This window comes from Saccharothrix algeriensis, from assembly GCF_016907655.1.
GTDB lineage: Bacteria > Actinomycetota > Actinomycetes > Mycobacteriales > Pseudonocardiaceae > Actinosynnema > Actinosynnema algeriense.
This window is the reverse complement of the sequence record NZ_JAFBCL010000001.1, coordinates 269,359-283,320: the sequence shown is the minus strand read 5'-3', so window position 1 is coordinate 283,320 and position 13,962 is coordinate 269,359. Positions and strand designations below refer to the sequence as shown.

At 75.3% G+C, this 13,962-nt stretch carries 12 protein-coding genes; 6 read left to right on the top strand and 6 right to left on the bottom strand.

The window, feature by feature from the left end:
* Positions 1-11 precede the first annotated feature (11 nt).
* The 5 genes from JOE68_RS01110 to JOE68_RS01090 form a co-directional block, all read right to left on the bottom strand.
* Positions 12-227: an MbtH family protein gene (locus JOE68_RS01110; RefSeq protein ID WP_204840475.1), complete on the bottom strand. Its 216-nt coding sequence runs from the start codon at positions 225-227 to the stop codon at positions 12-14.
* Between the two features lie 243 nt (positions 228-470).
* Entirely contained in the window at positions 471-1,640 is a 1,170-nt protein-coding gene (locus JOE68_RS01105) for a metallophosphoesterase (RefSeq protein WP_204840474.1), read from the bottom strand.
* A 334-nt stretch (positions 1,641-1,974) separates the two neighbouring features.
* Positions 1,975-2,550 carry a hypothetical protein gene (locus JOE68_RS01100; protein WP_204840473.1) on the bottom strand — a complete coding sequence of 192 codons (576 nt, stop codon included), beginning with the start codon at positions 2,548-2,550 and terminating at the stop codon, positions 1,975-1,977.
* 13 nt (positions 2,551-2,563) lie between these two features.
* Positions 2,564-3,220: a response regulator gene (locus JOE68_RS01095; protein WP_307819414.1), complete on the bottom strand. Its 657-nt coding sequence runs from the start codon at positions 3,218-3,220 to the stop codon at positions 2,564-2,566.
* Positions 3,217-4,515, bottom strand: coding sequence for a sensor histidine kinase (locus tag JOE68_RS01090; protein ID WP_204840472.1), 1,299 nt, complete (start codon positions 4,513-4,515; stop codon positions 3,217-3,219). Before JOE68_RS01090 ends, JOE68_RS01095 begins: the two co-directional genes overlap by 4 nt.
* A gap of 246 nt (positions 4,516-4,761) precedes the next feature.
* Between JOE68_RS01090 and JOE68_RS01085 the strand changes: the two genes are divergently transcribed.
* Positions 4,762-4,929, top strand: coding sequence for a hypothetical protein (locus JOE68_RS01085; protein ID WP_204840471.1), 168 nt, complete (start codon positions 4,762-4,764; stop codon positions 4,927-4,929).
* Positions 4,930-5,062: 133 nt separating this feature from the next.
* Here JOE68_RS01085 and JOE68_RS01080 read toward each other — a convergent pair whose 3' ends face one another.
* Positions 5,063-5,488, bottom strand: coding sequence for a MarR family winged helix-turn-helix transcriptional regulator (locus tag JOE68_RS01080; protein ID WP_204840470.1), 426 nt, complete (start codon positions 5,486-5,488; stop codon positions 5,063-5,065).
* 48 nt (positions 5,489-5,536) lie between these two features.
* Between JOE68_RS01080 and JOE68_RS01075 the strand changes: the two genes are divergently transcribed.
* From JOE68_RS01075 to JOE68_RS01055, 5 genes are all read left to right on the top strand, one after another.
* Positions 5,537-6,652: an ABC transporter substrate-binding protein gene (locus JOE68_RS01075; RefSeq protein WP_204840469.1), complete on the top strand. Its 1,116-nt coding sequence runs from the start codon at positions 5,537-5,539 to the stop codon at positions 6,650-6,652.
* Between the two features lie 104 nt (positions 6,653-6,756).
* Entirely contained in the window at positions 6,757-8,190 is a 1,434-nt protein-coding gene (locus tag JOE68_RS01070) for an APC family permease (RefSeq protein ID WP_307819412.1), read from the top strand.
* On the top strand, positions 8,187-9,206 hold the full coding sequence (locus tag JOE68_RS01065; RefSeq protein WP_204840468.1) for an acetamidase/formamidase family protein: 1,020 nt from the start codon (positions 8,187-8,189) through the stop codon (positions 9,204-9,206). Before JOE68_RS01070 ends, JOE68_RS01065 begins: the two co-directional genes overlap by 4 nt.
* A 95-nt stretch (positions 9,207-9,301) precedes the next feature.
* Positions 9,302-10,897 carry an outer membrane protein assembly factor BamB family protein gene (locus JOE68_RS01060; RefSeq protein WP_204840467.1) on the top strand — a complete coding sequence of 532 codons (1,596 nt, stop codon included), beginning with the start codon at positions 9,302-9,304 and terminating at the stop codon, positions 10,895-10,897.
* Positions 10,898-10,966: 69 nt separating this feature from the next.
* Positions 10,967-13,954 (top strand): amidohydrolase family protein, encoded by a 2,988-nt coding sequence (locus JOE68_RS01055; RefSeq protein ID WP_204840466.1) that lies wholly within the window; start codon positions 10,967-10,969, stop codon positions 13,952-13,954.
* Positions 13,955-13,962: the final 8 nt, after the last annotated feature.

Below are 13,962 nucleotides of genomic sequence, written 5' to 3'. Positions count from 1 at the left end.
CTCCGGGCGGCTCAGCGCCGGTGCGCGGCCAGGTGCTCGCGCACGCTGCGCGGGCGCATGTCGGTCCACACCCGGGCGATGTGGTCCAGGCACTCTTCCCTGGTGCCGGACGTCCCCTCGGCCCGCCACCCCGGCGGGAGGTCCCGGTCGGCGAACCAGACCGAGTACTGCTCCTCGTCGTTCACCACGACCAGGAATTCGCGGTCATGCGTATTTTCGTCCTTCATGTCGCTCCTGACCTCCGCCGGCGGGCGGTCTTCGTAGGGGTCAAACCTACGTGGCGGGCGGACATTCCTGGAATCCACTGAACGGTCGAACCGGTCATTTGCAATTCAGAGCGCAAATCATACGGAACCACTATGGATCGTTGCTGCCCGTGGTCAGTTGATCACCAGGCGCCCGGGTCGGGCGTTCGGAACCGATCAACCCCGCGGCGGACCCCGGTCGCGGCGCGGCCCGACCCGCCGCGCTCAGGCCGGGCGCAGCGTCAGCAGCGAGATCTCCGACGGGGCGAAGACCCGGAACGGCGGGCCCCAGAACCCGGCGCCCCGGCTCGTCCACAGCAGGGTGCGCGCGCCGTGCCGGCTCAGCCCCGACAGGACCGGCTGCTGGAGCCGCACCAGGAGGTGGAACGGCCAGATCTGCCCGCCGTGCGTGTGCCCGGACAGCTGGAGGTCGACACCGGCGGCGACCGCCTCGCCGATCCCGCCGGGCTGGTGTGCCAGCAGCACCACCGGGTCGTCCGGGCGCAGGCCGGCGAGCGCGGCGCCGAGGTCGGCGCCGTGGCCCTCCTCGCCGGAGTGCGCGGCCGTGACGTCGTCGACGCCCGCGAACACCAGTCGCGCGCCGTCGCGCTCCAGCACCCGGTGCTCGTTGTGCAGGGCGGTCCAGCCGAGGTCCGCCATGTGCTCCAGCCACGCCTGGGCGTTGCTGAGGTACTCGTGGTTGCCGGAGACGTAGAACCGCCCGGCCGCGCGCACCTCCGCCAGCGGGGCCACCTGGCCGCGCCGCTGCGCCACGGTGCCGTCGGCCAGGTCGCCCACGTGCACGACGACGTCCGCGCCCAGCCCGTTCACCGCCCGGACCAGCTCCCGGGACCACCGGGTGCGGTCGATCGGGCCGTAGTGGGTGTCGGCCAGCACCGCCACGGTGAACCCGTCGAACGCCTTGCCCAGGCGCGGCAGCACGACGTCCGCCCGCCGCACGCGCGGCACCCGCATCGCCTCCCGTGCGCCGTGCGCCGCCAGCGCCAGCACGACCACGGCCAGCAGCACCGCGATCAGCCGCGCCCGCAACGGGTTCTCCACGCCCGCGACGGCGAGGACGATGCGCAGCAGGTGCGTGACGAGCGTCCACGCGAACGCGATCCAGGTGAGGCCCAGCAGCGGCAGGGCGACCCGCGCGGCGCGGTCGGAGTGGCGGCGGCCGAGCGCGCGGACCAGCAGGAACGGGAACGCCAGGTAGCCCGCCGCGAACAGCGCGGCGCCCGCCGCCACCACCGGCGCGGGCCACCGCGCGCCGGGCGCGAACAGCCCCGCCCACGGCACCCAGAACAGCAGGGTGGTGACGGTGAACAGCACGAGGCCGAAGACGACGCGCCGCCGGGTCGCGGTCCGGGTCGGTGCGGTGGCGTCGGCCATGGTGCGGCTCCGTGGGGTGGCAGGACCGGTCGGACCTCCCAGCCTAGGCCGGTGTCCCGGCAGGGGCGGGCCGTCGCGATCGGGCGGTTCCCGCCGGACCGGACCACCACCGCCGGGCGGTTCCGGCCGGTCCGGACGGTCGTGATCGGACCGTTCCAGTCGGGCCGGACCTCCGCCACCGGACGGCCCCGGCCGGTCCGAGCCTCCACCGCCGGGCGGTTCCGGCTGGACCGGACGGTCGCGATCGGACTGTTCCCGCCGGTCCGGGCCTGCGGCGGGCTCGGCCCGAGGACCGCACCGGGTCGGGCGGCCGGGAGCGGCGGCACGCGGGTGGCTACGGCACGCGGATCGCCGCGGCCAGCCGGTCGAGCGCGTCGGCCCACGGCCGGGCGGCGATCACCGGCAGGCCGTGGCGGGCGGCCCCGGCGGCGAGCCAGTCGCCGTAGTGGGCGCTGTCGCGCGCCCGCTTGCCCTGCGCGCCGGCGGCGGGTTCGCGGCGCAGGTAGTTGCGCTCCAACTGGCCGGCTTCGGCCTCGTGGACGAACACCGACCGCACCCCGGGGCCGGCCCACCGGGCGCAGAACTCGGGCAGCAGGTAGTCGCCCTCCAGCACCAGCGGCTGGTCGCCGTCCAGGTGGTTGGCCACCACGGCGTCCAACGCCGGCGTCAACGCCCGCGCCAGGGCCACCTGCGCGTCGAGCACCTCGTCGGCGGACAGGTCGTCGGCGGAACGCCCCAGCCAGTGGTGCAGCGCGGGGTGGGCGTCGGCCGCGGTCAGGCTCTGCAGCGCCACGACCAGGTCGTCCACCTCCACCAGCGCCGCGCCTCGCGCCCGCGCCACCGGGTAGGACAGCGCGCTCTTCCCGCTGCCCGACGCGCCGCCCACCAGCAGCACCTGCCACTCCGCCATGCCCGGCAGCGTGTCACACCCGCGGGATCAGGCCCGCCTCGTGGGCCACGATCGCCGCCTGCACCCGGTTGCGGACGTCCAGCCGCCGCAGCAGCGCGCTCACGTAGACCTTCACCGTGCCCTCCACCAGCCGCAGCCGGGCGGCGATCTCGGCGTTGGACAGGCCCGCCCCGACCAGGCCGAGCACCTCCCGCTCCCGCCCGGTCAGCCCGGAGACCCGGCCCGTGGCCCGCAGGTCCGGCCCCCGCCCGGACAGGTGGTCCACCACCCGCTTGGCCACCAGCGGCGACAGGTAGGCCGCGCCGGCCGCCACCGCGCGCACCCCGGCGATGATCTCGTGCGGGTCGCCGGTCTTCAGCACGAACCCGCCCGCGCCGTCGCCCAGGGCGCGGGCGATGTAGGCGTCGTCGGCGAACGTCGTGAGCACCAGGGTCCCGGTGGCGGGGCTGACCCGGCGGATCTCCACCGCTGCGTCGAGGCCGTCCAGGCCGGGCATCCGGATGTCGAGCACCGCCACGTCCGGCCGGTGCGCGAGCACCGAGTCCACCGCCGACCGGCCGCAGCCGGCTTCGGCGACGACCTCCACCTCCGGCGCGGCGGACAGCACGGCGCGCACGCCGACGCGCACGATCGCCTCGTCGTCGGCGAGCACCACGCGGATCCGGCTCACCGGCGCACCACCTGCTTGCCGACCAGCCGCCCGTCGGCGAAGCACAGCCGGTAGAGGTCGCCGTCGAACGGGTCGGCGCCGGTGCTGTAGTGCCGGCAGCCGCCCACCGGGTCGGTCCGGGTGCGGGCGGGCAGGACCGCCGCGACCGCCGACTCGGCTTGGCCGACCCGCAGCGCCTCGTACGCCGCCGGCCGCAGCGTCGAGGTCGCCGCGTCGAACACCAGGTAGCCCAGCCCGCACGCCACGACCCCCGCCGCGGTCCCGGCGGCGACCAGCACCGCGCGCAGGCCGCTGCGCCGCACCCGCAGCTCGGCCCGCCGCCGGTAGGTGGCCGCGGTCGCCGCGGCCGGGCGCTCCGGCAGGTGCGCGACGACCTCGAACCCGCCGCCGGCCGGGACGCCCGCCGCGAACCGGCCGCCGACGAGCGCGGCGCGCTCGGCCAGGCCGACCAGCCCCTGCCCGCCGGGGGCCGGGGCGGCGGCGCGGGCCGGGCCGTTGACCACCCGGACCACGACCCCGTCGGCGCGCTCGACCGACACGGCGACCGGCGCGCGCGGCGCGTGCTTGATGACGTTGGTGAGGGCTTCGGTGACCACGCGGTGCGCGGTGCCGGCGATCACCGGGTCCAGCCCCGGCGAGTCGTCGCGCAGCAGCTCCACGGCCAGGCCGTCGCGGCGCGCCCGCGCGACGAGGTCCGCCACCGACGTGCCGGGGGAGGGGTCGGGCCGCAGCAGCCGCACGGCGTCGGCCAGCCGCTCGGCGGCGGCGGTCACCCCCGCGCGGGCCTCCCGCGCCGCCGCGCGGTGCTCGGCGGGCAGCGCCGGCGCGACCTCCAGCGCGCCCACGTGCAGCGCGGCCCGCGCCAGCTCGTGGCCCACCAGGTCGTGCAGCTCGGCGGCGAGCCGGGCGCGTTCGCGCGAGCGGGCCAGCTCGGCGTCCCGCTCCGCCCGCTCGGCCCGCTCCCACGCCACGCCGACCAGCTCCGCGCGCCGCCGCAGGTACCGGCCCGCCGACCACGGCACGGCCGCCAGCGCCGCGATTCCGGCCACCGCGCCCAGCGCCGTGTCCGGTCCCGACAGCAGCAGGCCCGACACGCCGCCGCCGGCCGCGCCGAGCGCGAGCGCGCGGGCGGCGTGCCGCCCACCGCCGGGCGACCGGCCCACGAGGAACGCGATCACCAGGAGCCCGACGGCCGGCGCCACGACACCGGGCACGCTGTCGGACAGCGGGGAGAAGTAGCAGGCCGACCAGACCGCCATCCCCGCGCACAGGACCACCAGGGGCACCGCGTCCACGCCCTCCCGCCACACCGGGCACCGCCGTCGGCGCCCGGAACGCCGTTCCGCCGCCGAGGGTAGGGCAGCCCGCCGCCGGACCGCTGCCGCCGCGAGTCGCCACCCCGACCTGTCGGAAGACAGGGGTGGAGGTCCTCCCCAGGTCGTGCCCCGGGGCCCGCCTCGATGCCCCTCGCCCGCCGAAACCACGGGTTTTCGCAGGTCAGGACTGTCCATGTGTGAATGTTCAACCTACGGGGTACCAGCGTGCGGAAAATCGAAGGGAAGTACGCGATGGGCAAGCACAGCATGGGCGCCACCGACCGCCAGTGGGGCGGGCCGGAACTGGTCGTCGACGCCGAGGCGGCCGCCGAGGCGGCCACCGCCCCGCGGCCCGCGGGGGACGAGGGCGCGCGGGAGGCCGACGCCGAGTGACGACGTCACGCCCGTCGACCCGGGCCGCGACGGCGCGGTTCGCCGGGGCGCGGGCGCCCGCCGACGTGCCGCACCTCGGCGGGAGGTGGCCCGGCGCTGCGGCCGGGGGACTCCTGGGGCGCCGCCCCGCGGGTCAGGCCAGCCCGCGCAGCAGCGCTGACAGGTCCGCCACCGTGCCGCGGCCGAGGCGGTCGGCCAGGGTGCGCTCGTGGGCCGCCGCGAGCGATTCCAGCCGGTCCAGCTTGGCCAGACCCAGGTCGGAGACGTGCACCGAGACCTTCCGCCGGTCCTCGCCGGACTGGGAGCGGTAGAGGAAGGCCGAGTCGACCAGGCCGTCCACCAGGCGGGTCAGCGTCGGGTGCGGGATCTCCAGCGCGGCGGCCAACTCGCCCATGGCGCGCTCCTCGTCGGCCAGCGCGCGCAGCACGCGCCACTGGTCGACGGTGACCCCTTCCTCCTCCAGCACCGCGCCCAGGTCCCGCACCAGCGCGCGCTGGGTGCGGGTGAGCAGGTCGACCAAGTCCGCACGGGCCAGGCGTGACCGGTGCTGATCAGGCATGACGTGGCCTTTCGCCGGGGGACTCGTCGGCGAGCATACTGTCCGGCCATGGACTCGTCGGCGGTTGTGCGCTCCGTGGTGCGCGACCGGGTCGAGGTGGCGGTCGGGGGACCGGACCCGGCCCTGCTGCGGGTCGGGCTGCTGCTGCCGCTGTCCGGCGCGCTCGGGCTGACCGGGCCGTCGGGCCTGCTCGCGGCGTCCCTGGCGGCCACGGAGCTGAACGCGGCGGGCGGCGTGGCCGGCCGGGAGGTGCAGCTGGTGCTGCTCGACGCCGGCCGGCTGCCGTCGGAGGTGGCGCGGGAGGCGGCCGGCCTGGTCGGGCTGGTGGACGCGTTCGTCGGGTTCCACACCAGCGACGTCCACCGGGCCTTGGAGGCCGCGCTGGCCGGGCGGGCGCCCTACGTCTTCACCCCGCCGCACGAGGGCGGCGCGCGGCGGCCCGGGGTGGTGCTGCTGGGCGACTCGCCGGGCCGCCAGCTCGGGCCCGCCGTGCGGTGGCTGGTGGCGCGGCGCCGGCTGCGGCGGTGGGCGCTGGTCGGCAGCGACTACATCTGGCCGCGGGCCGTGCACCGGGTCGCCGCGGACCTCGTGCGCGGCCTCGGGGGCGAGGTGGTGGTGACGCGGCTGGCGCCGTTCCCCGGTCCGGGCGTCGACGCGGAGGAGATCGTCGCGGCGCTGGGCCGCGCGCGGGTGGACGCGGTCCTGCTCAGCCTGGTGGGCCGGGACCTGGCGCTGTTCAACCGGGTGTTCACCGCCTCGCCGCTGGCGGGCCGGGTGGTGCGGCTGTCCGGTTCGCTGGAGGAGAACGGGCTGCTGGCGGCCGGCGGCGACGACACCGGCGAGCTGTACGCGGCGATGCGGTCGTTCGCCGGGCAGGGCGACCAGCGGCGGGTGGCGCTGGCCGAGCGGCACCGGGCGCTGTTCGGCGGGCGGGCCCCGGTGCTCGACGCCTACGCCGAGGGCTGCTACGACGGCGTGCACCTGGCCGCCGCGCTGGCCCGGTCCGGCGCGCTGACCGCCCAGGGCGCGCAGACCGGGACGGCGGCGCTGCTCGGGTCGGCCGACCGGGGCGCGTGGGCCGCCGCGCCGCTGGGACCGCCCCGGTCGGGCGGCTACCTGGCCCGTGCCGACGGCCTGGACCTGACGGTGATCGCCCCGCTCTGACCCGCGGCGCCGGCGGCCGGCGGTCGGTCGCGACCGGGGCGCCGGCCGGGCCGCCCGCCCCGACCAACATCCTTCCAAGAGGAACCTTTCCAAATGGAAGGAGTGTGTCTAGGCTTCGCCCGACCAGCGCGTGGCAGGAGGACGGCATGGGCGACCCGGGGATCGAGCGTTACGGCTACACCCAGGAACTGCGGCGATCCCTGGGCTTCAAGGACCTGCTCGTCTACGGGCTGATCTTCATGGTGCCGATCGCCCCGTTCGGCATCTTCGGCAGTGTGTTCCAGGGCTCCGGCGGCATGGTCGCGCTCGCCTACGCCATCGGGATGCTCGCGATGCTGTTCACCGCCAACTCCTACGCGCAGATGTCCAAGGCGTTCCCGGTCGCGGGCTCGGTCTACACCTACGCGGGCCGCGGCATCGGCGCGCCGGTCGGCTTCCTGGCCGGCTGGATGATCTTCCTGGACTACGTCCTGGTGCCCAGCCTGCTCTACCTGATCGCGGGCGTGGCGATGAACTCGCTGGTGCCCGCCGTCCCGGTGTGGCTGTGGCTGGTGGGGTTCGTGCTGCTCAACACCGCGGTCAACTACCTTGGCATCGAGGCCACCGCCAGGGTCAACCGGATCATGCTGGCCGCCCAGCTGGTCATCCTGGCGGTCTTCCTGGTGGTCGGCGTGGTCGCCCTGGCGCAGGGCAGGGGCCGCGGCTTCAGCTTCGACCCGATCTTCGACGCCGACACGTTCTCGTGGCCGCTGGTGTTCGGCGCGGTGTCCATCGCGGTGCTGAGCTTCCTCGGCTTCGACGGCATCTCCACGCTGGCCGAGGAGAACCGCGACTCGGCCCGCGCGATCGGCCGGTCGATGGTGGCCGCGCTGCTGGTCACCGGCCTGCTGTTCGTCGTGCAGACGTGGGTCGCGGCGCTGCTGGTGCCCGACCCGGCCGGGCTGCTGGAGAACGGCGACAGCGGCGGCACGGCGTTCTACGACGCGGCGCGGGCGGCCGGCGGCGGCTGGCTCGCCGTGCTGACCGCCGCGGCGACCGCGGTGTCCTGGGGCTTCGCGAACTCGCTGGTGGCGCAGGCGGCGACGTCGCGGCTGCTGTACGCCATGGCGCGGGACCGGCAGCTGCCCGCGTTCCTGGCGAGGGTGCACCCGACGCGCCGCGTCCCGGTCAACGCCACGCTGCTGGTCGCCGGCGTGTCGCTGGCGCTGGGCCTGTACGTGCAGACCCGCGAGGACGGCATCACGCTGCTCAGCTCGCTGGTCAACTTCGGCGCGATGACCGCGTTCCTGGTGCTGCACGTGTCCGTGGTCGTGCACCACGTGGTGCGCCGCCGCAGCCGCAACTGGTGGGCGCACCTGGTCGCGCCGGCCATCGGGTTCGCGATCCTGGCCTACGTGGTGGTCAACGCGAAGGTCGCGGCGCAGACCGTCGGCTTCGTGTGGCTGGGCGTCGGCGCGGTGGTCCTGGTGGGCCTGCTGGTGGCGGGCCGCCGGCCGGAACTGGCCGGTGTCGAGGAGAAGAAGGAGGAGGGCGAGTGAGCATCGAGGTCGTGCGGCTGGACCCCGGACCGGCCGACCTGGCCTACGCGTTCGGCGGGCGGGAGCCGCTGCTGACCGTCGAGCCGGGCACCGTGGTGGAGCTGACCACCGAGGACTGCTTCGGCGGCGCGGTGCGCGGCGTCGACGACCTGCCGAGCCGGGTGTGCCGGTTCCCCTACCTGAACCCGGTGACGGGCCCGATCGCGGTGGCCGGCGCGGAGCCCGGCGACACCGTGGCGGTGCACTTCGTGGAGATCCGGCCGACCCGCGACTGGGCGGTGTCCACGACCTTCCCGCACTTCGGCGCGCTCACCACGACGCACACCACGGCGATGCTGCACGAGGCGCTGCCGGAGCGGGTCTGGGTGTACGACGTGGACGCCGACCGGGGCGTGTGCCGGTTCCGGGCGCGCGGCAGCGACTTCGAGGTGGAATTGCCGCTGGACCCCATGCACGGGACGGTCGGCGTCGCGCCCGCCGCCGGCGAGGTGGTCATGAGCATCACGCCCGGCGCGCACGGCGGGAACATGGACACCCCGGAGATGCGGGCGGGCACCACCGCCTACTTCGGCGTGAACGTCCCGGGCGCGCTGATCTCGCTGGGCGACGGCCACTGCCGCCAGGGCGAGGGCGAGGTGTGCGGCACGGCGGTGGAGGCCGCCATGTCCACCGCGGTCGTGATCGACCTGATCAAGGGCGGCGCGCCCGCGTGGCCCCGGTTGGAGAGCGACGGCTTCCTGATGTCGACCGGCTCGGCGCGCCCGCTGGAGGACGCGTTCCGGATCAGCCAGCACGACCTGGTCGGGTGGACCGCGCAGCTGCTGGACCTGGAACCGCTGGACGCCTACCAGCTGGTGAGCCAGGCCGGGCTGGCGCCGGCCGGCAACGTCGTGGACACCAACTACACGATGCTCGCGAAGCTGCCCAAGGACATCCTCGCGGGCGCCGTGGTGTTTGACGGGGTGCACTCCCGCCTGCGGGCCACGGGAGCCCGCTATCTGTCCGAACGGGGATAGCTCGTCTCGTTTCGCGTTTTGGTGTGTTCGGAGCAAGGCAACCCCGAACCAGCCCAGTACGTTGAGGACCGGCCGCCCGCCCGAGAGGAGTGGATGTGCCTGTCCGCAAAGGAAAACACCGCATCACGGCCGTGGCCGCGGTGGTCGCGCTGCTGGTCGGCGGCGCGGCCGCCGCGACCACCACCACGGCCGCCGCCGGCCCGGTCGGCCACCGGTCCGGCGACTGGCCGACCTGGCAGGGCGACAAGTCCGGTTCGCGGTTCAACGCGGCGGAGCGCCGGATCGCGCCGTGGACGGTCGGCAAGCTCAAGCTCAAGTGGGCCTTCGCCTACCCCAAGACCGGGTTCCCGGCGAAGAGCCAGCCGGCGGTGGCCGACGGCGGGATCTACTTCGGCAGCCCGGACGGGAAGTTCCACGCCCTCGACGCCCGGACCGGGGCGGCCCGCTGGACGTTCGACCTCGGCTCGGTCAACCCCGGCGGGGTGGTCAACGACGGCCCCGCCGTGGCGCGGGGCAAGGTGTTCTTCGGCGACAACACCGGCTACCTCTACGCCCTGGACCAGCGGACCGGGCGCGTGGTGTGGGCCAAGGACACCGAGCCGCACGCCAGCGGGATGCACACCAGCTCGCCGCTCTACCACGACGGCCGGATCTACGTCGGGGCGTCCAGCAGCGAGAACGTCAACCCCGACCGGAACTACCCGTGCTGCACGTTCCGGGGCCACCTCGACTCGTTCGACGCCGACACCGGTGAGCTGGCGTGGCGCTACTTCACCACGCCGGAGCCCCGAGCGGTCGGCACGTGGCCCAGCGGCGCCACCCGCTACGAGCCCTCCGGCGCGGGCGTGTGGTCCTCGCCGGTGGTCGACGAGCGCACCAACACCGTCTACGTCGGCACCGGCAACCTCTACTCCGGCACCACCGGCGACTTCGACACGCTGCTGGCGCTGGACGCCCGCACCGGCGTCGCGCGCTGGAAGCAGCAGGTGACCAAGGCCGACACCTGGCGGCTGCTGTGCGGCTTCCCGGACGCCGAGGGCTACTGCCCGGGGCAGAAGGACGGCACCGCGCTGGACTACGACCTGGGCGCGACGCCGACGCTGTTCCGCTCCGGCGGCCGGACCATGGTCGGCATCGGCCAGAAGAGCGGCGTCTACCACGTGTTCGACGCGCGCACCGGCGAGGTGTCGTGGCGGCGGCAGCTGTCCGCGCCGATGCCCGGCGGCGGGCTCAGCGGCATCCAGTGGGGCAGCAGCTTCGACGGCAAGCGCCTGTACGCGGCGACCAACTGGGCCAACCCCGGCACGGTGTTCGCGCTCGACCCGGCCGACGGCGACGTGCTGTGGCAGACGCCGAACCCGGCGGACGGCTGCACCACCGGCGGCGCGGCCGCGCACCCGACGGTGTGCATGCTCGCGCACACCCCGGCCGTGACGACCAGTCCCGGCCTGCTCTACGAAGGCAGCACCGACGGCAAGATGCGGATCTACGACTCCACGACCGGCAAGGTGCGGTGGGAGTTCGACACGATCCGCGAGTTCGAGGGCGTCAACGGGCTCACCGGGGCCGGCAGCTCGCTGTCCGGCAGCGGTGGCGCGGTGGTCGCCAACGGGATGTTCTACGTCCAGTCCGGCTACTGGCCCTCGTACCCGAGTGAACACGGCAACGTCCTGCTCGCGTTCGGACTCTGATTTCCGCCGCTGCCGCGCCGCACCCGTCGCCCCGGTGCGGCAGCGCACCCCCGCGCAAGGAGTATTCCCATGCGTACTGCGAACCTCCGCCGCTTCGGCGGCGTGGCGCTGGTGTGCGTGCTCGCGGTGTCCTCGGCGACCTCGGCCGGGGCGCGGGACCGCAGACCGCCCACCTCGGTCACCGTCAGCGAGGGCACCAACCTCGCGGTGGCCGTGTCCCCGCGTGACGGCGCCATCGTCTTCGACCTGCAGGGGCAGCTGTTCTCGATGCCGCGCTCGGGCGGCGCGGCGAAGCCCATCGGCGAGGACTTCCTCGACCCGTTCTGGCCGTCGTTCTCCCCGGACGGCAGCCGGATCGCCCTCCAGTCCTTCGTGGACGGCATGTTCCACATCCGGACCGTGGGGGCGGACGGCCGCGACGCCCGGGCGCTGACCCGCGGCGAGCACGACGACCTCTACCCGGCGTGGTCCCCGGACGGCAAGCGGATCGCGTTCTCCTCGGAGCGCCAGGGCACCGAGGACATCTGGACCGTCGACGTCGCCTCCGGCGCGCTGGAGCGGATCACCACCGCCGGCACCCGCGAGTCGCAGCCCACCTGGGCGCCGGACGGGCGCAGCATCGCCTACGTCCAGGGCAGCGCGGTGGAGAGCGTCGACCTGGAGACCCGCGCCGTGCGCACGGTCGTCCCGGCCGCGCCCGGCCTGGTGTCCGCGCCGTCGTGGTCGCCGGACGGCCGCCGGCTGGCGTTCGTCCGCGCCGGGCAGGGCGGCCGGACGCTCGCCGTCGCCGAGGCCGGCGCGGTGCGCCAGGTCGGCCCCCACGACGACGTGTTCCCGTTCCCGCCGCGCTGGCGGTCCGCCGACGAGGTGGTCTACGGCGCCAACGGCCGCGTCGCGGTGACCGACACCGCCACCGGGACCACCGCGGCGGTGCCGTTCACGGCGACGTTCCAGCTCAGGCGGGACCGCTACGAGCGCAAGGAGTACGACTTCGACAGCCGCCGCCCGCAGCGGGTGCGCGGCATCGTCGGCCCCGCGCTGTCGCCCGACGGCCGGTCGGTGGTGTTCAAGGCGCTCAACGACCTGTGGCTGATGCCCGTCGGCGGCAAGCCCCGGCGGCTGACCGAGGACGGGTTCTACGAGACGGACGCGGCGTGGTCGCGCGACGGCAAGCGGATCGCCTACGCCTCGGACAAGGCGGGCACCGAGGACCTGTACGTGCGCGACGTGGCCTCCGGGTCCGAGCAGCGGGTCACCTCGCTGCCCGGCGCCGAGGTCGCGCCCACCTGGTCGCCCGACGGCCGCGCGCTGGCCTTCCAGGACCACCTGCACCAGACGTTCACGCTCGACCTCGCCTCCGGCGCCGCCACCCGCGTGATCGGGCCGCTCAACGCGCCGGGCCGGCCCTCCTGGTCACCGGACGGCCGGACGCTGGCGCTGGCGGCGAACGTCGACGAGCGCAACCAGATCCTGCTGGCCGACCTCGCCTCGGGCGCCACGCGCGCGGTCGAGCCCGCGCCGTTCGGCTCGGTGTCCACCCGCGGCGAGGACGGCCCGGTCTGGTCGCCGGACGGCCGCCTGCTCGCCTTCTCCATGGACAGCACCATCCACGTGCTGCCGGTGGACGCCTCGGGCACCCCGACCGGCCCCGCCCGCCAGGTCACCCGGGAGGCCAGCGACGCGCCCAGCTGGGGCGACGCGAAGACGCTGCTGTACCTCAACAACGGCCGGCTCCGGCTGACCACCGCCGACGGCGGCGAACCGCGCGACGTCCCGGTGGACCTCACCTACACCCGCGACCGGCCCGACACCCGCATGGTGATCCACGCCGGCCGCCTGTGGGACGGCCGCCACGCCGAACCGCGCACCGACGTCGACATCGTGGTCGTCGGCAACCGCATCAGGAGCATCGAGCCGCACCGCGCCGACCGGCCGCGCGCCGGCTGGCGGTTCGTGGACGCGAGCAAGCTGACCGTCACCCCCGGCCTGGTGGACGTGCACGTCCACCAGGAGATCCGGTCCCGGTTCGTCGGCGACCGGCAGGGCAGGCTGCTGCTGTCCTACGGCATCACCACCACCCGCTCCACCGGCGACCCGGCCTACCGGGCGCTGGAGGACCGGGAGTCGCTGGACGCGGGGGCGCGCACCGGGCCGCGGTTCTTCATGACCGGCGAGATGCTGGAGGGCTCGCGGGTCGGCTGGGAGTTCGCCCGGCCGGTGCGCAGCGAGCGGCAGCTGGACCTGGAGCTGTCGCGGGCCCGCGCCCTGGGCTACGACCTGGTCAAGACCTACGACCGCTTCCCGTTCGACTGGCAGGCCCGCGTCGCCGACCGGGCCCACCGCCTGGGCGTCCCGACCACCTCGCACTACCTCTACCCGGGCATCGCGCACGGCGTGGACATGAAGGAGCACCTGTCCGGACCGACGAAGTGGGGCTTCACGTTCGCCCGCGACTCGTCGTGGGGCGGGGTGTACGAGGACGTCATCCAGCTCGCGGGCCGCGGCGGGATGCCGTTCAGCAGCACGCTGTTCAGCTCGGGCTCGCTGCTGGCCGACGACCCGGGCATCGTCGACGACCCGCGGGTGCGCACCCTCTTCACCCCGCAGGAGTGGCAGGCCCTGCACGCGAAGCTGCTGTGCGCGCAGGGCCGCGGGCCGTGCGGGTTCCTGGACGGCACGGCCGAGCAGGCGCGGCGCGAGGTCGGCGTGATCAGCCGGCTGCTGGCCGCCGGCGGCACCGTCCTGGCGGGCACCGACGCGCCGCTGGACACCATGGCCGTCAGCCTGCACCTGAACCTGCGCGCGATGGGCAAGTACGGCCTCACCCCGTTCCAGGCGCTCCAGAGCGCGACCCTGCTGCCCGCGCGGCAGCTCGGCGTGGCGGACGACCTGGGCAGCGTGGAGGAGGGCAAGCTCGCGGACCTGGTGCTCACCGAGGGCGACCCGTCCCGCGACCTGTCCGCGCTGGCGAACGTCCGCTCCGTGGTCAAGAACGGCCGGCTGTCCACTGTGGACGAGCTGCTCGCGCCGTTCGGCGAGGCGCCCGCACCGCGCTGACGGTGCGG